The sequence below is a fragment of the Nocardia sp. N2S4-5 genome (assembly GCF_044628355.1).
In the GTDB taxonomy this organism is placed as follows: Bacteria; Actinomycetota; Actinomycetes; order Mycobacteriales; family Mycobacteriaceae; genus Nocardia; species Nocardia wallacei_B.
In genome coordinates this window covers 3,942,727-3,963,448 of record NZ_JBIUPM010000001.1, presented here as the reverse complement: position 1 = coordinate 3,963,448, position 20,722 = coordinate 3,942,727, and the positions used below count along the sequence as shown (strand labels likewise).

General features: G+C 70.6%; 6 protein-coding genes and 1 pseudogene. All 7 read left to right on the top strand.

Translation table 11 applies throughout. The features are described from left to right. Window positions 1–3 precede the first annotated feature (3 nt). The 7 genes and pseudogenes from ACFMRZ_RS18130 to ACFMRZ_RS18100 all read left to right on the top strand — a co-directional run bounded on the left by ACFMRZ_RS18130 (window position 4) and on the right by ACFMRZ_RS18100 (window position 20,500). Window positions 4–3,435: an amino acid adenylation domain-containing protein gene (locus ACFMRZ_RS18130; protein ID WP_400180082.1), complete on the top strand. Its 3,432-nt coding sequence runs from the start codon at window positions 4–6 to the stop codon at window positions 3,433–3,435. A 45-nt stretch (window positions 3,436–3,480) separates the two neighbouring features. Then, on the top strand, window positions 3,481–9,561 hold the full coding sequence (locus ACFMRZ_RS18125) for an amino acid adenylation domain-containing protein (protein ID WP_400180081.1): 6,081 nt from the start codon (window positions 3,481–3,483) through the stop codon (window positions 9,559–9,561). Window positions 9,562–9,603: 42 nt separating this feature from the next. Continuing rightward, complete coding sequence (locus ACFMRZ_RS18120; protein WP_400180080.1) at window positions 9,604–14,139, top strand: amino acid adenylation domain-containing protein; 4,536 nt, start codon at window positions 9,604–9,606, stop codon at window positions 14,137–14,139. 44 nt (window positions 14,140–14,183) lie between these two features. Then, window positions 14,184–14,927, top strand: coding sequence for a thioesterase II family protein (locus ACFMRZ_RS18115; RefSeq protein ID WP_400180079.1), 744 nt, complete (start codon window positions 14,184–14,186; stop codon window positions 14,925–14,927). 13 nt (window positions 14,928–14,940) lie between these two features. Continuing rightward, on the top strand, window positions 14,941–16,257 hold the full coding sequence (locus tag ACFMRZ_RS18110; RefSeq protein ID WP_400180078.1) for a polyketide synthase: 1,317 nt from the start codon (window positions 14,941–14,943) through the stop codon (window positions 16,255–16,257). Window positions 16,258–16,312: 55 nt separating this feature from the next. Further along, window positions 16,313–19,342, top strand: a pseudogene (nbtC, locus tag ACFMRZ_RS18105) (nocobactin polyketide synthase NbtC); the annotation flags it as partial. 18 nt (window positions 19,343–19,360) lie between these two features. Continuing rightward, window positions 19,361–20,500 (top strand): class I SAM-dependent methyltransferase, encoded by a 1,140-nt coding sequence (locus ACFMRZ_RS18100; RefSeq protein WP_400182899.1) that lies wholly within the window; start codon window positions 19,361–19,363, stop codon window positions 20,498–20,500. Window positions 20,501–20,722 lie beyond the last annotated feature (222 nt).

Here is a 20,722-nt window from a genome sequence, read left to right as displayed (position 1 = left end):
CTGATGCTCGGCAAGGCTGACGTGCGAAACATTGTGGCAGCGGAGCTCGGAGTGCATCCCGAATCGATCGGCTACGAGGACGACCTGGTCAGCCTGGGCATGCACTCGATGATGCTGATGCAACTGGCCGCCCGCTGGCGCAAGCAGGGGCATGAGGTCCGCAGCTCCGAATTGGCCCTGCAGCCGACGATCGCCGCGTGGGCCAAGCTGCTGTCGGCCGCGGCCGAACCGGAGCCGCCCGCACCGGCGCCCGCCGCCGCCGAGATCACCGACGGCGACGAATTCGCGCTCGCCACAATGCAGCACGCGTACTGGGTCGGCCGCCGCCAGGATCAGCGACTGGGCGGCGTCGCGGCGCACCTGTACGTCGAGTTCGACGGGCGGGGCGTGCAGGCCGATCGGATGCGGCGCGCGGTCGAGCGGCTGGTCCGCCGCCATCCACAGCTGCGGGTGCAATTCACCGACAGCGGCACCCAGCGGGTGCTGCCCGAACCATTGCGGCCGGTTTTCCACCTCGTCGATCTCACCACCGAATTCGACGGTGGCCGAATGGAACTCGAACGGATCCGGCAGGAGAAGAGTCACCAGCGGATGGACGTCGACGCGGCGCAGGTCGTCGACATCACCCTCACCCTGCTGCCCGACGGCCGCCATCGCGTGCACGTGGACGTCGACATGCTCGCCGGTGACGCGCTGAGCTACCGCAGGATCCTGGACGATCTCGCCACCCTGTACGAAACCGACGCCGACGCAACCGATTCCATCGGCTACACGTTCCGCGAATACCTATCGGACAAGCAGCGCACCGCCGTCGACAACTCCGCCGCGAAGGCGTGGTGGGAGAGCCGCATCCGGCAACTGCCCGACATTCCCTCGCTGCCGGTGCTGCCGGAGAGCGAGCGGGCCGATCCGGCGCGCAGCATCCGCCTGCACCACTGGTTCTCGCCGGAGGCCAAGGCGCAGCTCAACAAGATCGCGCACGGGCACGGGGTCACTCCCGCGGTAGCGCTGGCGACCGTATTCTCCGAGGCGATCGCCCGCTGGTCCGCGCAGCAGCGGTTCCTGCTGAACGTGCCGCTGTTCGACCGCGAACCGCTGCACGACGACATCGACCGCGTGGTGGGCGACTTCACCAACTCGGTGCTGGTGGACGTCGACGCGCGCGAGCCGGAGTCGATGGTCGCCCGCGCCAAGCGCCTGCAGCGCGAATTGCACACCTGCGCTGCGCATTCCACCTACGAGGGCCTCGATGTCCTGCGTGATCTGGGCCGGTTGCGTGGTGCTCCGGTCACCCCGTCGGTGGTGTTCACCTCCGGCCTCGACCTCGGCGAGTTGTTCTCCGACCGAGTGACCCGGATCTTCGGCGAGCCGGTGTGGATCCTGTCGCAGGGGCCGCAGGTGGACCTGGACGCCCAGGTGGTCGAGCTGGCCGGCGGGCTGATGGTGAACTGGGACGTGCGCCGCGACGCCATGCCCGCCGGCGTGGTCGAGGCCATGTTCGCCGAATTCCGGCGGCTGCTGCTGACTTTGGTGGAACCGGGCGCCGACTGGCAGGCGCCGCTGTCGATCCCCCTGCCCGAGGCCCAGCGGGCGGTGCGTGACGCGGTGAACGCCACCGAGCGGGACCTCGGCGACCGCAACCTGCACGACGCGTTCTTCGCACTGGCCGAACGGGATCCGGACCGCACGGCGCTGCGCTGGCGCGACGGCGGGGCCGAAACCTACGGCGAGCTGGCGGTCCGGGCACTGGCGGTCGGCCGCGCGCTGGCCGACGCCGGGGTGCGGCCGGGCGATACCGTCGCGGTCGTGATCGCCAAGGGGCACCGGCAGATTCCGGCCGTGCTGGGCGTACTCGCCGCGGGCGCAACGTATGTCCCGATCGGCACCGGACAGCCGCGGGCTCGCCGCGACCGCATCCTGGCGCGCGCGGGAGCGCGGGTCGCCCTCGTCGAGGACGGCATCGAGCTGCCCGCGGACGTCACCGCCATCCCGCTGGACCAGGCCGCCACCGGCCCGCGCCTGGAGCGGGCGCACAGCCGCGCGCCCGAGACGCACGCGTATGTGCTGTTCACCTCCGGCTCCACCGGTGAGCCCAAGGGCGTCGAGGTGAGCCACCGCGCCGCCGCCAACACCATCGACGCCCTCGCCGCCCACTTCGGCCTCGGCCGCGACGACCGGCTGATCGGCCTGTCCTCACTGGAATTCGACCTGTCGGTGTTCGATATCTTCGGCGCCCTGTCGCTCGGCGGCGCCCTGGTCTGCGTGGACGCCGACACCGAGCGCGACGCGGCGGCCTGGGCGGCGCTGATCGCCGAAACCGGTGTCAGCGTGCTCAATTGCGCCCCCGGCCTGATCGGCATGCTGCTCGACACCGCCACCGCCGAGCAGCTGCGCTCGATGCGCGTGGTGATCACCGGCGGCGATCGCGTGAACGCCGAACTGGGACAACGCTTCCGGGCACTGGTGCCCGGCCTGCGCTTCGCCGGTCTGGGCGGCACCACCGAGACCGCCATCCACTCCACGGTCTGCGAGGTGACCGACGACTTCCCCGCCGAGTGGGCCGCGGTGCCCTACGGCGCCCCGCTCGCGAACGTGCGGATGCGCGTGGTCAACGAGCGCGGCGAGGACTGCCCGGACTGGGTCGTCGGCGAATTGTGGATCGGCGGAACGAGTGTCGCCGACGGCTACCGCGGCGATCCGGAACGGACCGCGCAGCGCTTCGTCGAGGTCGACGGCGTGCGGTGGTACCGCACCGGCGACCTGGCCCGCTACCTGCCCGACGGGACGGTGGACTTCCTGGGCCGCGCCGATCACCAGGTGAAGATCCGCGGCTACCGCGTGGAGCTGGGCGAGGTGGAGTCGGCGCTGACCGCGCTGCCGCAGGTGCGCGAGGCCGTGGCGCTGGTGACCGACTCCGGCCGCTTGGTAGCGGCCGTCACCGCCGACGCCACCGTCGATTTCGCGGCGGCGCTGCGAGACGCGTTGCCCGCCCACATGATTCCCGAGGCCGTCGAGGTCGTGGACGCGATCCCGCTGACCGCCAACGGCAAACTCGATCGCGCGGCGATCCGCCGCCTGATCGCCGCCGAGGCGCCCGGCGCCGGCGACGCCTACGTGGCTCCCGAGAACGAGGCCGAGGCGGCCGTGGCCTACATTGCCGCCCAGATCCTCGGGGTCGAGCGGATCGGCGTCGAGACCGACTTCTTCGAGATCGGCGGCAACTCGATCCTGGCCACCACCCTCACCGCCAAGGTGCGCGGGCTGCTCCAGGTCGAGAAGTTCGGTGTCACAGAGGTTTTCGAAGGACGGACGGTCCGCCGGATCACCGCCGGACTGCTCGCGGCGGAGACCACGCCCGGCCGGTTGGCGCAGGTGTCGCGGATCCTGCTCGAGCTCGCCGAGGTGAGCGTGCCCGAACCGGCGCCCGCGAGCTGAGCCGCGGAACCGCCGGAATTCGCCGTACACAGATTGGTTCGATAGATGCGTTCGCTGGAAGACCTGCAGGTAGCGATGGCGGCTCGGCTCGCCCAGGAGGGACTCGCGACCACCGCGGCCGTGCCGGTGCGCCGAGATCCGGCCCGGGCGCCGCTGTCGTTCGGACAGCGGTACGTCTGGGCGCACCAGCAGATCGCCCCCGACAGCGCGGCCTACAACCTCTGTCTCGCACTGACTTTCGAGGGAGACGTCGACGCGGCCGCGCTGCGGGAGGCGTTCACGGCGCTGGTCCGGCGGCACGAGGTGCTGCGCACGACCTATCACACCGACGAGAACGGTGAACCGTACCAGCGGATTCACCAGGACCTGCCGCCTCGGTTGACCGATGTGGACCTGACGGGCGCGGCGGACGCCGAAGAACGTCTGGCCGAACTGGTCGGCGCGGCGGCCCGGGAAACCTACGACCTGACCGTCGAATCGTCGCTGCGCGTCGTGTTCGTCCGGCTGCACGCCACGAAACTCGTCGCGGTGGTGTCCATTCAGCACATCGCGTGGGACGGCATGACGCTACCCGCGCTGTCGCGGGACGTGGAGAACTTCTACCGGCAGGGCCTGACCGGTCCGGTCGAGGTGGAGCCGCTGGCATTGCAGGTGGCCGACTTCGCCGAATGGGAACAGGACCGCTTCCACGCCGAGGACCAGGCCGAGGACATCCGCTTCTGGGAGAGCCGATTCGACGGCGAGGTCCCCGAACTCCAGCTGCCCTACGATCGCCGCCCGGTCGCGGTGTCCGAGCGCGGCGACCGCGCCGACCGCCCGCTGAGCGATCGAGCCGACGCCGGTCTGCGGAAACTCACCGCCGCACTGCGCACCACCCCGTTCTCGGTATTCCTCGCCGCCTACCACCTGGCACTGCGGCAGTTGACCGGACGGCAGGACATGGTCATCGGCACCACGGTCGCCAACCGCGAGGAAGCCGGGATGGAGCTGCTCATCGGCAACCTCAGCAATATGCTGCCGCTGCACATCACCGGCGCTGCGGAAACCTTCGCCGAACTGGTCGAGCAGGTGCGGTCGGTGACCACGGAAGCGTTCCGGCACAAACACTTCCCGCAGGAGGGCATCGTCCGGGCGGTGAACCGGACCACCGGGAACGTCGGCTCCAAGCTGTTCGACACCATGGTGCTGTTTCTGCACCAGAAGATCGACGGCCCGCAGTTGCCGGGCGCCACCACCAGCTGGGAACTGGTGGACAACGGCGGCGCACTGCTGCCCCTGGTCGTCGAGACGTTCATGCACGACGACCGCACCGACGTCCAGATCACCTACCGCACCGACGTTTTCGACGCCGAGACCATCGCGCGCCTGCACGAGTACATCGACCGGATACTGGCCGAGGCCACCGCCGCCCGCCCGGTGCCCGAACTGCTCACCCTGTCCGACACCGACCGCGCGCACCTGGACGAGTGGTCGCACGGCACGGCGGTGGAGATCGAACGGGAAACCGTCGACGCCATGATCCGGCACTCCGCCGAGCGCTACCCCGAGCGGGTGGCGGTCGTCTTCGGCGACACGGAGCTGAGCTACACCCAATTCGATTCGCGCGTCAACAGACTCGCGCGCCTGCTGCTCGCGCGCGGTGTGCGCAACGGCGACCGCGTCGCTGTCTACGCCGAGCGCAGCGAACGGCTGCCGATCGCCTTCGCCGCGGTGCTGCGCGCCGGAGGGGTGTACTTCCCGGTCGATCCCGGCTACCCGGCCGACCGCGTGGAGTACATGTTCGGCGACGCCCGCCCGACCCTGGTGATCCGGGCCGCGCGCAAGGCCCTCGGCATCGAGCCGGGTGTCCCGGTGGTGGATCTCGACGCCCCGGACATTACGGAAGCGCTTGCCGCGCTGGATGATTCGACCCTTGCTGAAACCGAACGCGCACGGCCGATCCATCCCTTGGATGCCGCATACCTGCTCTACACCTCCGGAACGACGGGCCGACCCAAGGGCGTGGTGATCCACCACCGCGGCGTGACGAACCACGTCCAGTGGATGCGGGACTACCTCGAGTTCGGCGCGGAGCGCATTCTGCAGAAGGCGCCCATCGGATTCGACGTCTCGGTGTTCGAACTGGTCAACGCGCTGTGCACGGGATCGGCGACGGTGCTGCCGCCGCCGGAGTGGTGGCAGGCCGACGTCGAGGCGCTGGCCGACATCATCCATCGCCACCGGATCACCCAGATCTCGTTGGTGCCCAGCGTGGTTCGCGCGTTCATCGACGCCGGCCCCGATCCGGCCCGGTTGCAGTCGATGCGCTACGTGTACCTCGGCGGCGAATCCGTGCCCCCGGCCCTGGTGGAGGAGTCGAGCCGGTTCTTCGGCGGCACGGTCTTGGGCCTGTACGGACCGACCGAGGGGTCGATGGACCTCATGCACGAGGACTTCGCCGACACCGCCGAGCGCGACGAACTCCAGTCCGCGCTGATCGGGCGCCCGGAATGGAATTCGTCGGTGTACGTGCTGGACGAACAGTTGCGGCAGGTGCCGCCCGGCGTGGTCGGCGAGCTGTATCTCGGTGGCGTGCAGTTGGCGCGGGGCTACCACCGGCGACCCGACCTGACCGCCGCCGCCTTCGTCGCGTGCCCCTTCGCCGCGACGCCGGGCGACCGCATGTACCGCACCGGCGATATCGTGCGCTGGAATTCCCGTGGGCGGATGGAATATCTGGGCCGCGTGGACGACCAGGTGAAGATTCGCGGCCACCGCATCGAACTCGGCGAGATCGGCACGGTGCTGCGGCGGCTGCCGGGCATCGCGTCGGCGGCGGCCGTCACGGTGCAGCAGAGCGGCGGGCCCGCGCTGGTGGCTTACTATGTGCCCGAACCGGATTCGGCGGTCACCACCGACGCCGACCGGATCAGGGCCGAGCTGGCCGAGCGACTGCCCGAGTACATGATCCCGTCGGCGCTGGTGCGACTGGACACGCTACCGCTGACCGCCAACGGCAAACTGGACCGGAAGGCGCTGCCCGTCCCGGATCTCGGTGGCAGCGGCGGCCGCGGGCGGGCGCTGCGTGACGAGGCGGAGCGCACCGTCGCCGAGGCGGTGCGGCAGGTGCTCGGCATCGCGGGCGCCACGGAGCTGGCCGCCGACGACGACTTCCTGGCGCTGGGCGGCGATTCCATCACCGCCATCCGGATGGCCTCCGCGCTGAAGAAGCGCGGCCTGCTCATCACCACCAGCGCGCTGTTCGAGGCGCGCACGATCGCCCGCATCGCCGCGGCCGCCGAACCGATCGTGGCCGGCGGGGCGCCCGCGCTCGCCGAGGTCGGCGACGAGACGGGCTGGATCCCGCTCAACCCGATCGCCACCGTCCTCACCGAACAGGCCGCGGACTACAGCGGTTTCAGCCAGGCGACCGCGGTCGTGACCCCCGCGCACAGCACTCTCGATCAGGTGGCCGCCGTGCTGGCCGCGCTGGTGGACCGGCACCCGATGCTGCGCGCTCGCGTGGCCGAGGACCCGGACGGGCGCACCGCCTTCTACGTCCCGGGCCCGGCGGAGCCCGCGACCGAACCCACGCTCACCGAGGTGGTGCTCGACGACGAGATGTGGGACCGCACAGCGGGTTCCGCGCTCGGCGAGCAGCTGCGCCAGGTCAGCGAACTACTGGACCCGGCCGCCGGGCGGATGGTCGCGGCGGTGTGGCTGCGGTCCGCCGACGGCGCCCGGGGACGGCTGCTGCTGGTCATCCACCACTTGGTGGTAGACGGCGTGTCGTGGCGCATCCTGCATGACGACCTGCGCCAACTGTGGGCCGACCCGGCCGCGGCCGCGGAGCCCGGGACCTCGGTGCAGACCTGGAACACCAGCCTGGTCGGACTGTCCACCGCCGACGCCGTGGTCGACACCCTGCCGTACTGGACGGCCGCGGCGGAGGGCGTCGATCCGCTGCTCGGCGGCCGGGAACTCGACCCCGCCGTCGACACCGTCGCGACCGTGCGGGAGATCACCGCGACCCTCGATTCCGACGACACCGCCTTCCTGATGACCACGGCGACCGCGGCATTCGGTTGCGACTTCCTCGACATCCAGGTGGCGTCGCTGGCCGTCGCCGTGCACCGGTTCCGGCGCCGCCGCGACAGCGACGCCCGCACGGTGTCGCTGACCATGGAACGGCACGGCCGCGTCGAAACATTGTTCACCGGTGTGGATCTCGCCAATACGGTCGGCTGGTTCACCACCACCTATCCGGTCACCCTGGACGTGGGCGGCGGCTCCGAGGCGGAGTCGGCGGTGAAGGCGGTCAAGGAGCAACTGCTCGCGGTGCCCGATTCCGGCATCGGCTGGGGGCTGCTGCGCTGGCTCAACCCCGAGACCCGCCCGGCCCTCGAACAGCACCGCACACCGCAGATCAGCTTCAACTACATGGGCCGCTTCGCCGTCACCGGTGCGGAGGACACGGTCGAGGACTGGTCGGCCGCACCGGAATTCGGCTACCTGGGCGGCCACGCCAACCCCGGCATGCCCGCGCCGGCGCTGCTCGACATCAACACGGTGGCGCTGACCGAGGACGACCGCGTCACCTTGCAGGCCTCGTTCCGTTTCCCGGGTGGCCTGCTGTCCGAGGACGACGCCCGCGAACTCGCCGAGCTGTGGGAATCGGGGCTGGGCGAGGTGGCGAAGGCGGTGCGCGACAACCAGTTCCGCCGACTCACCCCGAGCGATGTGCTCGCCGGTGAGGTGACCCAGCTCGACCTCGACCGCTGGCAGGAGATGTACGGCGAGTACGAGGACGTGTACCCGCTGGCGCCGATGCAGGCCGGGCTGTACCTGACCGCCCTCAGCGCCGGCGCCCGCGACGTCTACAACGTGCAGACGCTCATCGGCGTGCGCGGCGAGCTGGACGTGCCGCGCCTGGGCCGCGCCTTCGACACCGTGCTCAACCGCTACCCCAATCTGCGTGTGACACTGTCGGTCTCGCACGCCGGGCAGCCGTACGCGATCGTCGCCGGGCATGCCGAGGTGCCCGTGCGGGAGATCGACCTCTCTGCGCAGCCGGACGCGAACGCGCGGCTGCACGAGTTCTACCGCGCCGATCAGGCCGAGCAGTTCGACCTGACGCGCGGGCCGCTGACCCGGGTCACGGTGGTGCACCTGCCCGACGCCACCCACACCGTGGTGCTGACCATGCACCACCTGCTGCTCGACGGCTGGTCCGGACAGCTGGTGTCGCGAGAGGTGTTCGCGGAGTACGCCGTTGCGGGCGCGGAGCCGATCGGCACGCCCGAGACCTTCGGCAAGTTCCTGGCGATGGTCCGCGACGGCCAGCAGGCGGTGGAGCAGGCGTGGCGCCCGGTGCTCGAGGGCGTGCGACCGTGCCTGGTCGCGCCGGGCCGCGGTGTCGGCAGCGACGGCATCCCGGTGGAGCGCTCCTTCGCCATCGACGACGAGCTGGTGGCACGGGTGACGGCGCTGGCGTCCGAGGTCGGCACCACCTTCAGTGTGGTGTGCCAGCTGGCGTGGGCGAACGCGCTGCGGTACGTGGCCGGCGGCGAGGATGTCGTGTTCGGCGAGGCGGTCTCGGGCCGTCCGGCCGACCTGGACGACGTGGACAACGCCATCGGGTGTTTCGCCAACATCATCCCGGCCGTCATCGGCTTCGACGGCGGCAAGAGCTGGCGGCAGCATCTGACCGAGATCCAGTCCCGCCGAGTGGATCTCATGGAGTACCACACCTATCCGCTCACCTCGGCGTTGCGCGCCTCGGGCACCCGCAAGCTGTTCGACACCATGTTCGTGTTCGAGTCCTACCCGCCCGGCCGCAAGGAACTGGAGCGGCTGCTCGGCACGGCGGGGCTGGAACTGGCGTCCTTCGAGGGCGCCGGGGCGACCGACAACGCCCTGCTGCTGATGATCTTCCCCGCCAATTCGCTGCTGCCCAGCGACTCGGTGCAGGCGGCGATCTTCTACGCCGAGGACGCCTTCGAACCCGACGACGCCCGGATCATCGAGGCCGCCTTCTACAACACCCTGCGTGCCGTCGCCGACGCCCCCGACGAGCCGATCGACGCGGCCGCGGTACTGGACGAGGAGGACCAGGGCCTGCTGGTGATGCGGCGAATGTGGCAGTGACGTAACCGAATCGGGGACATCACCGAGTCGGGAGGAGGGGACATGAGCGGTCCGGAGATCGAGGACGTGCTGGCGCTCGCGCCGCTGCAGGAAGGTTTGTACTCGCTGTCCCACCTCACGGGTGCGGACCACGACGTCTACACCATCCCGTTCGTCGTGGATATCGACGGACCCCTGGATACCGCGGTGCTGCGGGCGAGTTTCGAGGCGCTGCTGCGGCGGCACGCGAACCTGCGGGCGGTGTTCTGGGACCGGGACGTGCCGCGGCCGGTGCAGATCGTGCCCGGCCGGGTAGAGCTGCCGTGGACCGAATGCGCTACGGAGCCGGGCGAATTGGACGCCCTCACCGCCGCGGAGATCGCCCGTCCGTTCGACCTGAGCCGCGGTCCCGCGCTGCGCGTCCTGCTGGCCGCGCTGCCGCCCGAGGCCGACGGCACGGCGCGGCGGCGCATGATCGTCACGATCCACCACATCCTGATGGACGGGTGGTCGCTCGGATTGCTGTTCACCGAGTTGCGCGCGCTGTACGAGGCCGGGGGAGCGGCGGACGCGCTGCCGCCGGTGCGGCCCTACCGCGACTACATCGGCTGGCTGTCAACGCAGGACATGTCGGCGGCCCAGCGCCGCTGGACCGACTACCTGCGGGTTCTCGACGGTCCGGTGATGGTCGCCGACGGCGGCGCCGCGAGCGGTCCCGGCGCGAAGGCCGAGATCACCCGCTTCGCGCTGCCCGCCGCCGAGACGGCGCGGCTGCGGCAGTGGGCGCGGGCGCGGGGGTTGACGCTGAACACCGTGGTGCAGTTCGCCTGGACGCTGGTGCTGGCGCGGCTGACCGATCGCCCCGACGTCGCCTACGGCACCGTCGTGACGGGACGTCCCGATCAGATCGCCGGTGTGGACCGCATGATCGGCCTGTTCCTGAACACCGTCGCGGTGGCGTTCCGGCTCGACCCCGACGCCGCGGTGGTGGCCGAATGCGCTCGGCTGCAACGGGAGTCGGCGGCCATGCGGGAAGTCGGCTTTCTGAGTCTGTCGTCGGTGCAGCGGTCGGCCGGTTACGGTGCGCTGTTCGACACCATGTTCGTCTTCCAGAACGCGCCGATGGAGCATGCGTTCAGGGACGCCACGTTCGCCGACGGAACGACCTTTCGCCCGGTGATGACCGAGAACCTGACGCACTACCCGCTCACCGTGGTGTCGCATCTGCTCGGCGACGAACTGCTGGTGGTGGTGGAGGCGGTCGTAGAGTCGGTGCCCTTCCTACCGGCCGACATCGGCACGAGCATGCTTGCCGTGCTGGGCCGCTTGCCCGACCACACCGATACCCCGACAGCCGATCTGGATGTGCTGCCACAGGCCGCGCACGCCGACCTGCTCCGCATCGCGACCACTCCGCAACGCGAACAGGTCTCGGAGACTTCGGTTTTCGCGCTGTTCGAACGGCAGGCCGCCCGCACTCCGGACGCTGTCGCGCTCACCACCGACACGGTGCGCCTGACCTATCGTGAGCTACACGACCGGTCGGCCCGGCTGGCGGCCGAGATCGCCGCGCACGGTGTCGCCGCCGAGGATGTGGTGGCGGTCTTCCTCCCGCGCGGCCCGCAAGCGATCGTCGCCATCCTGGCCACGCTCGGCGCGGGCGCCGCCTATGTGCCCGTGGACGTGGGGCTGCCCGCGGCCCGGATCGAGTCGATCCTCGCGCAGTCCCGGCCGGATCTGGTGCTGGCGGCCGAGGGGCACGCCCGTGACCTCGACGGAATCCCGGTGCTGCGCTTGGATGATCCCGCGGTGGCCGAGCGGATCGCCGTGCGGGCGCCCGAGGTTCCGGCCGTCTCGCGGCATCCGGCGCATCGCGCCTATCTCATCTTCACCTCCGGCTCTACCGGGGAGCCGAAGGGCGTCGCCGGAACGCACGGGGCGCTGCTCGGCTATTTCGCCGACCACCGCGATCGCGTGTACCGGCTCGCCGAGCGGCGGCTGGGCCGCAAGCTGCGGATCGCGCACGCGTGGTCGCTGAGCTTCGACGCCTCTTGGCAGCCGCTGATCGGGCTGCTCGACGGCCACGGCCTGCACCTGTTCGACGAGGAGGCGATGCGGGACGCGCAGCGCCTGGTCGGCGGGATGGTCCGGCACGACGTCGACATGATCGATACGACACCGTCCCTGTTCCGGCAGCTGGCGGCGGCGGGACTGCTCGAGCACCGTCTCGCCGTGCTCGCGCTGGGTGGCGAGGCCATCGACTCTCAGCTGTGGGCGCGCCTGCGCGCGCTGCCGGATATCGCCGTGCACAACTGTTACGGGCCGACGGAGACGACCGTCGAGGCCGTCGTCGCCGATGTGACCGCGCTCGAAGCCATTGGCGCACAGTCCGATTCGCCCACGATCGGCGCGGCGACCGCCGGGATGTCGGCCTATGTGCTGGACTCCCGGCTGCGTCCGGTGCCCGTCGGCGTGACCGGCGAGCTGTACCTGGCCGGGCCGCAACTCGCGCGCGGGTACGTCGGGCGCCCGGGCGCCACGGCCGACCGCTTCGTGGCCGACCCGTTCGGGGCCGGCCGTATGTACCGCACCGGCGACCTGGTGCGCCGCCGGCCCGACGGCCTGCTCACCTATCTGGGCCGGGCCGACGACCAGGTGAAGGTGCGCGGGTACCGCATCGAGATCGGTGAGGTGGAGACGGCGCTGCGGACGCTGCCCGGCGTCGCGGCCGCGGCGGTGACCGTGACACGGCGCGGCGACGGCGCGAGCCTGATCGGCTTCGTGGTGTGCGCGCCGGACCGGACCGCCGACCCGGTCGGTATGCGCGCGGCCCTCTCGGATCGCCTGCCCGCCTATATGATCCCCGCACGGGTCATGGTGCTGCCGCGGATTCCGGTCACGGTCAACGGTAAGCTCGATACCCGCGAGCTGGAGCGGCTCGCCGAGCAAACACACACGGCCGCAAGCGAATCCGACGCCGCGCCCGGCACCGGCACCGAGAAGGCCCTGACCGCACTGCTCGCCGAGGTGCTCGACGGGCACGCACCGGGCGTCGACGCCGATTTCTTCGCGCTCGGCATGGACAGCATCGTCGCCATATCGCTGGTGAATGCCGCACGGCGACACGGCATTTCGGTGTCCGCGCGGATGGTGCTGGCGAATCCGACCATCCGTGACCTCGCCGCGGCGATCGACCGCGGCGAGACCGGCGCGACCTCGACCGGCGCGGACGGCTACGGCGAGGTGACCCCGTTGCCGATCGTGGCGTGGATGTACGCCCACGGCAATTACCGCCGATTCACCCAGAACATGCTGCTCACCCTGCCCGCGGGCATCACCCGAGCCCAGCTGGAGGCGGTGCTGCAGGCGGTGCTCGACGGGCACGACGCGCTGCGGTCGCTGTCGGTGGATACGCCGGACGGCCCGCGGTTGGTGACCCGCGAGCCGGGCTCGGTGATGGCGAGCGATGTACTCACGCGCATCGAGGACGTGCCCGCCGACGCCGACGGCCGCCACCTGCGTCCGGCCACCCACGCCGCGATCGACGAGATCGACCCGGGCGCCGGCGATCTGGTGCGGGCGGTGTGGTTCCGTGGCCGCGCCGACGGCGACGTGCTGTTCCTCGCGATCCACCACCTGGCCGTGGACGTGGTGTCCTGGCACATCCTGACCGCCGACCTGGCCGCCGCCTGGGAGCAGGTGCGCGACGGCGGCACACCGAAGGTGATGAGCGAACCCACCTCCTATCGCGCGTGGTCGCGGTTGATGGTCCAACGCGCCGGGCACGACGACGTGCTGGCGCAGCGCGACTACTGGGCCGCCCAGGTCGCCGGACCCGATCCGGCCCTCGGCAGCCGCAAGCCGGACCCGGCGCGAGACACCTGGGATTCGTTGCGGGCCACCATGTTCCACACCCCCGCCGACACGACCGCGCGGGTGCTGAGCGCGACGACCGGAAGTGTAGGCGTCCGGGAGATTCTCCTGGCCGCCCTGACGATGACGCTGATCTCGTGGCGTCGGGAGCGAGGGGAGGATGACACGAACGGGGCGCTGATCGCCCTGGAGAGCCACGGCCGCGCGGACGAGGCCGTGGGCGCTGACAGTTCGGGCACGGTGGGCTGGTTCACCAGCGTGTTCCCGGTGCGGCTCGGCAGCGGTGCGACGGCCCTCGATGCGGACACCGGGGCGGCCGAACTGCTCGACTCCGTGACGGCACATGTCGCCGAGGTGCCCCGGCACGGCGTCGATTTCGGGCTGCTGCAGGCAGTGGCGCGGGTGCCGGAGCTGGTCGACGCGCCCGAACCCCAGGTCGAGTTCAACTACCTGGGGCGCTCCGATCTGCTCGAGAACGACCGACCGGCCTGGTCGATCACCACAGACGCCGTGTTCACCGAGGCCATGCCGATCGCCTCGGAACCCGATCTGCCACTGCGCTACGCCCTGGATGTCGTTGCGGCCGTGGGCAACAGCCCTGACGGACCGCGGCTGAGCACCCAGTGGCGGTGGAGCGCGGCACTATTCACCGAGGCCGACGCACAGCGCCTGGGAGAGCTGTGGAATCGCAGCGTCGCCGCGATCGCGAACGTATCGGAACGGTGATGCGGTGATGTGATCGCCCGCCACAACCAAGGGGATGGATTGATATGCACAGACCGGGATGGATAAGGAAGTTCCACAAGTCGCGATCCGCCGGCGGGCCGCCCTTGTTGATCTTCCCGCACGCCGGCGCCGGTGCTTCGACCTACCGGGCGTTTTCCAAGGCGTTCAGCAGACACTTCGACGTCATCGTCTTTCAATATCCGGGGCGTCAGGATCGCGCGCACGAGCCGCCGGCGACCTCGCTGCCCGAACTGGCCGCGGGCGCTCTCGCCGAATTCCGGAATTCCGCGTTCGACCGCGCGGGGATATTCGCCTTCGGGCACAGCATGGGCGCGCTGGTCTCTTTCGAATTCGTCCGGCTCGCCGAGGCCGCGGGCCTGGACGTGCGGCAGCTGACCGTGTCGGCGGCGGTGCCGCCGTGCCGCGCGGAACACCGGCCCCGCACACCCGTCGAGGACGAGGCCCTGCTCGACCACCTCACGATGCTCGAAGGCACCGGCTCCGACGTGCTGTCCAGTCGCGAGATCATGCGCATGGCCCTGCCCGTGCTCAAGGCCGACCACCAGGCCTCCGACGCCTACACCGGACCGGCGGACGCGGAACTGTCCGCCCGCATCCACGCCCTCGGCGGCGCCCAGGACCCGATCGTCTCCATCGCCGACCTGCACGGCTGGCGTCGCCACAGCGACGACGTCGAGGTCACGGTGTTCGACGGCGGGCACTTCTTTCTGAACGAACACGTCGACGCGATCGCGGAATCGGTGGCTCGGCACGTGGCGGCGGCCTGAGGGGGAGATGACTATGCCGACAACGGAAGACATCGATCACGTCGTAATTTCCGGAATGGCCGTGGAGGCGCCCGGAGGCATCGACGGACCCGGAGCCTATTGGGCCGCGCTGGCCGATGCGCGAGAAATGATCGCCCCGTTCCCCCGGGACCGGGGCTGGCCGATCGAGGAAATGCTGTCGCTGTCGCGCCTGGACGGCTGGGGCACGGTGCGGGACGCGGGCGGATTCCTCGACCGCGCCGCCGCTTTCGATCCGGCGTTCTTCGGAATCAGTCAGCGCGAAGCGCTCGCCACCGATCCACAGCAGCGGGTGGCGCTGCGGGTGGCGTGGAAGGCGCTGGAGAATTCCGGAATGAATCCGGCGGCCCTCGACGAGGAGGACGCGGGGTGTTTCGTCGGCGTTCTCCCGATGGAATACGGGCCGCGCGGCGCCGAGGTCAACGAGTACAGCGGGCACCGGGTGGTCAGCCAGGTCACGATGAGCGTCGCCGGGCGGGTGTCGCACTGCCTGGGGCTGATCGGGCCGTCGGTGACCGTCGACACCGCGTGCACCTCCTCGCTGACGGCACTGCATCTGGCCGCGACCGCGGTGCGCGGCGGCGAATGTGAGTGGGCGCTCGCCGGTGGCGTGTGCGTGATGGGGTCGCCGATCCTGTTCTACGAATTCTCCAAGCACAACGCCCTCTCGGCAGACGGGCACTGCCGGTCCTACGCCGACGACGCGACGGGCACATTGTGGGGCGAGGGCGCGGGTTTCGTTCTGGTGGAACGGGAATCGCGCGCCCGGCGGCTCGGCCACCGGATCTACGGCCGCATCCTGGCCTCGGCCCACAACCACAACGGGAAGGGGAAGCCCATCCTCACGCCGCGCATCGACGCCCAGGAGCGGGTGATCCGCAAGACCATCGACCTGGCGGGCATCGACCCGGACGAGATCGGCATGGTCGAAGGGCACGGCACCGCGACCAGGGCCGGTGATCCGGTGGAACTCACCGCCTTGCAGAACACTTACGGCGCAACGGATTCCACCACGTTGGTGGGCTCGGTGAAATCGAACATCGGCCACACCCAGGCGGCCGCCGGGGTGCTGGGCCTGATCAAGCTGCTGCTGGCGGGGCGGCACGGCCGGATCCCGCCGAGCCTGCATGCCGCCAACCCCACCACCAAGGTCGACTGGGACCGGTCCAGCCTGCGCCTGGCCACGACACTGCAACCGTGGCACGCGCGTAGCGGCGTCCGCTGCGGCGCCGTCTCCGCCTTCGGCGCGGGCGGAGCCAACGCGCATGCCATCGTCGCCATGCCCGCGCCGGAGGAGGCGGATCATGTCTAGCTATCGACTGCCCGACGGATCGGTGCCGATTCTGCTGTCGGCGGACCATCTCGACCTGCTGCCCGGCGCGGCCGCCGCCCTGCTGTCCTATGTCGCGGAACATCCCGAGGCGTCCCCGGATCGCGTGGGGGACATGTTGTTCCGCACTCGGGCCGCCCGCCGGCACCGGGTGCTGGCAATGGTCGACTCCCGCGACGGACTGGTCGACGCGCTGCGGGCGATCGTGGACGGCCGGAACCATCCGGCGGTCGTGCGGTCGGCCGAGCCCGCGGCGGCGCGCCGATCAGCGTACGTGTTCCCCGGCCAGGGCGGGCAGCGACCGGGCATGGGCAAGCTGTTCTACGAGCACATGCCCGCGTTCCGAGCGGAGGTCGATCGGTGCGGCGAACTCTTCGCCGAGCTGTTCGGCGCCTCGCCGACGGCGTATCTGCTGGACGCGGACCTCGAGCCCGGCGACAGCGCCCGCGTCGTGCAGCCCGCGCTGTTCGCGGAAATGGCCGGGCTGGCCGCGATGTGGCGGTCGGTCGGGATCGCGCCCGATGTGGTGGTGGGCCACAGCCAGGGCGAGCTCGCCGCCGCCTACGTGTCGGGCGCGATGACGCTCGCGGACGCGGTTCTCGTCGTCGGCGCCCGCGCCCGCGCCGTCGACACCATCGCCTCGGACCGGTACGCCATGGCCGTGGTGGCCGCCGACCGCGACGAATGCGAGGAACTGCTGGCCCGGCGCTCCGGCTGGGCGCAGGTGTCGGTCATCAATTCGCCACGTATGGTGGGCATTTCGGGGGAGCGGGACACCGTCGAGGATGTCGTGGCGACGCTCACGGCGGACGACCGGTTCGCCCGCCTCATCCGGGTGGAGTACCCGGCGCACACCGATCGGGTCACCGATGTGCGGCAGCAGGTCCAGGACGCGATGAGCGGCCGGCTGCGGCATCCACACTTCCTGGATACCGACATCGACTGTCTCGGAGCCACTCTCGGCGGCGCGGTGACCACCGATCTGCCCGTGGACGAGTACTGGTTCTGGAATCTGCGCAATACCGTCCGATTCGACAAGGCCATCGATGCGGCGATCGCGCGGGAGGTCGACACCTTCGTCGAACTCGCGGAGCATCCGACGCTGGCGCTGTCCATCCAGGAGAATCTGTCGGCCGCCGCGCCGGGCCGCCGGGTCACGGTCACCGGCACCTCCAGCCGCGCCGCGACGGACCTGTCGGAGTTCACCAGGAATCTCGCGACGCTGGCCGTGCACGACCTCGACTACCGGTGGGACGCGCTGCGGGTCGAGTCCGACGAGGTGGTGCGGCTGCCGCTGGACGATTTCCCGAACACCGAGATGAACGAGGTGCGACTGTGGCTGCCGTACAACGCCGCGGCCGCGTCGCGTAACGTGGTCCCGGACAACGTGTCCCCGCCCTCCCACCTGCCCACGGCCGTCGAGCGCGACCCGATTCGCACGACGCAACCTCAGCTGCTGGTCGAGACGTGGAATCGGCTGGCGCACCGCAGCCTGGCGTCCCCGCGTTCGCTGGGCGTCATCGACCACACCGGGCAGTGCGCTGAGCTGGCCGCCGCCCTGTGCGCGCACGCCCCGGACCAGGGTGCGTCGGCTCGGCTCATCGATGTCGCCGCCGGGGATGACACCGGCGACGTCGACACCCTCGTGGTGCTGCTCCCCGTGCTGCCGGAGTTGCCCGCCGTCACCGCCGTCGCGGAGGTCGCGGAGTTCTTCGGAACCCGCGCGTGGTGGTCCAAACCCGGTGCCGCGGTGACGGATTGGTGGCTGGTCACGGTCGGCGGGGAAGCGGCGGTGCGGGACGACGCGCCGCCGCATCCCGTGCCCGCCGCGGCCGCCGCGGGATTTCGCTGTGCCGGAACCGAATACCCGGGCGTCGCCTTCCGGCATCTGGACCTGTCGCCCGGCGAGACCGGCGCGGACGAGGCGCCCACGATCATCACGGCGCTGCACACCGCCGACGAGCCGGAGCTGGCACTGCGCCGCGGGACGCTGTATGCCAAGCGGCTCGTGGAGGCGGATCAGGAGGGATCCGAGCCGGTGACGGTACCGGACAATGTCGTGATCCTCGGCGGCACCGGCGCGGTCGGCCTGGAGTTCTGCGACCATGTCGCGCGGCACGGCGCCCGGCGGATCGCGCTGGTGAGCAGGTCGGGCGAGACCGCCGCGGTCGGTGATCGGCTGCGGGGGCTCCGCGATCTCGGCGCCGAGATCCGGGTGATCCGGTGCGATCTCGGCGACGAGGCGGCGACTCGACAGCTGGCGGACGCATTGCGCGATATGCCCGCGGGTCTCGTCGTGCACGCGGCGGCCGATATCGCGGGACTGACGAACATCGAACTGATCAACGTCACCGCGGCCGAGGCCGACCGAGTGGTGCGGGGCAAGGTCGTCGGCCTGGCGCACGTACTGGATTCCCTTGCCCTGGAAAAGGATTGCCGACTGCTGCTGTGCTCCTCGCTGGCGGCGACCCTCGGCGGGCGCGGGATGAGTGTCTACGCGGCGGCCAACCGGATGCTCGACGCCGAGGCCCGGCGCCTGCGGGCCGCGGGCCGCGACGCCGTCTCCGTGCAGTGGGGACAGTGGGCCGTGCACCGCGGTGCGGGCACCTCCGCCGCCGACGTGCTCGCCGGTGTGGGTTATCTGCCCATGCGCTCCGAGGATGCCGTCACGCTGGGTCTGCGCGGCCCGCGCGAGAACACGATCGTCACGGCATTCGATTGGGACCGTGGGCGTTCCGTGCTCGGTCAGTACGGGTACGGCCCGGTGCTGTCCCAGCTGGAGACCCCGGAACCGGTCCACGCCGACCCCGGCCCGGAGACTCGGGCGCCCGTCGCCGAGACCGCGGTACCGCAACGGCTGCTGCAGCTGCTCGCCGAGGTCATCGGCGCGGACGATCCCGCGACGATCGATACGGCGCGTCCGCTGGTGGCGGTCGGCCTGGACTCCCTCCAGGCCCTGGAACTGCGCAGGCGAGTCGACGAGGAATTCGGTCACGACCTTCCTGTCGCGGATCTCATCGGCGGCGCGTCACTCGACGATGTGGTGCGGGCCGTCGGCGGGCGGTCGACGGTCACACCTGCTCCGATGTCGGCGACCGGGTCGCGCTCCACGTCCGCACCGGCCGACGGCCTGGAGCGGCCTGTGCCGGAGACGCTCGACGCGGACCGAATCCATACCGCCCGAAGAGATCTGGACCTCTTCGGGCTACGCGCCATGCAGCGGGTGCTGCGGCCGGTGCTGGACTCCGAGACCTTCCGCACCGACGAGGAGATCGCCGCCGCACTGGAATTCGCGCCGCGCCACCGCTGGCTGCTGCGGCAGTGGCTGCTGGCGCTGACCGAGAACGGTTGCCTGGACCACGATCCCGAGCGCGGACACCGGTATCGCGCCGAGGTCCCCGCGCCGTCGCGGGATGACCTGTCCGAGGTGTGCGCCGATCTCGGCTACGCCCGCGAATTCGCCACCTTCCTGTCCGGCTCCGCGGACCGCCTGCTCGACCTGGCACAGGACCGGCTGCGAGTGCAGGAACTACTGTTCCCGAACGGCGACATGGTCACCGCGGACACCTTCTACCGCGACAATCTCGGCAGCCGATATCTCAACAGCGCCGCCCGGGAGGCCGTCGCCGAGGTCGTCGGGCGGCTGCGGCCCGACTGCGCGGCCGTCCGAATTCTGGAACTCGGCGCGGGCGTGGGCGGCCTGACCAGTGAGGTCGTCGCCGGATTGGCCGGGGAGCCGGTGGATTACCACTTCACCGACCTGTCCGCGTTCTTCCTCAACGCCGCCCGGAAGCGGTTCGCCGACGTGCCGGGCATGCGGTTCGGGATCGTGGACATGAACGCCGACCTGCCTCGGCAGCCCCGCTGCGACATCGTGCTCGCCTCCAATGTGCTGCACAACGCGCAGCACATCGGCCAGACCCTGCGGCAACTGCACGATCTGCTGGAACCCGGCGGCGCGGTGATCTTCCTGGAGTTCTGCCGGGCGCACTGCCTGATGCTGACCTCGGTGCACTTCCTGATGTCGCCACGCGCGGGCGGAATCCGTGCGGGCGAGACCGATGTGCGGGCCGGGACCGACCGGATCTTCCTGACCGAGGACGAGTGGCTCGGCCAGCTCACCGCCTCCGGTCTGACACCCCGGCCGGCACTGCCCGCGGCCGATCATCCGCTGGCGGTATTGGATCAGAAAGTGTTTGTCGCCGTGCGCGATCAGCGGGAGTGATGCGCCGCCGGAGATTTGCCGCCGCCCTCCGGCGCGGTCATAGCGACCGTGCGCGAGTGTCTGTTCGGTCATGTGACCACCCCCTGTCTCCGGGGGCACCCCTCGGGTATATTAGGTTTGCCTCACCTACATCGACCCGGCGTGGATTTCGATCCTGCCAGGCCGATGTGCCGGGGTGCAAGCAGTCGGGCGGAACGAGAGATGTCTGAGCAGACCAGTGAA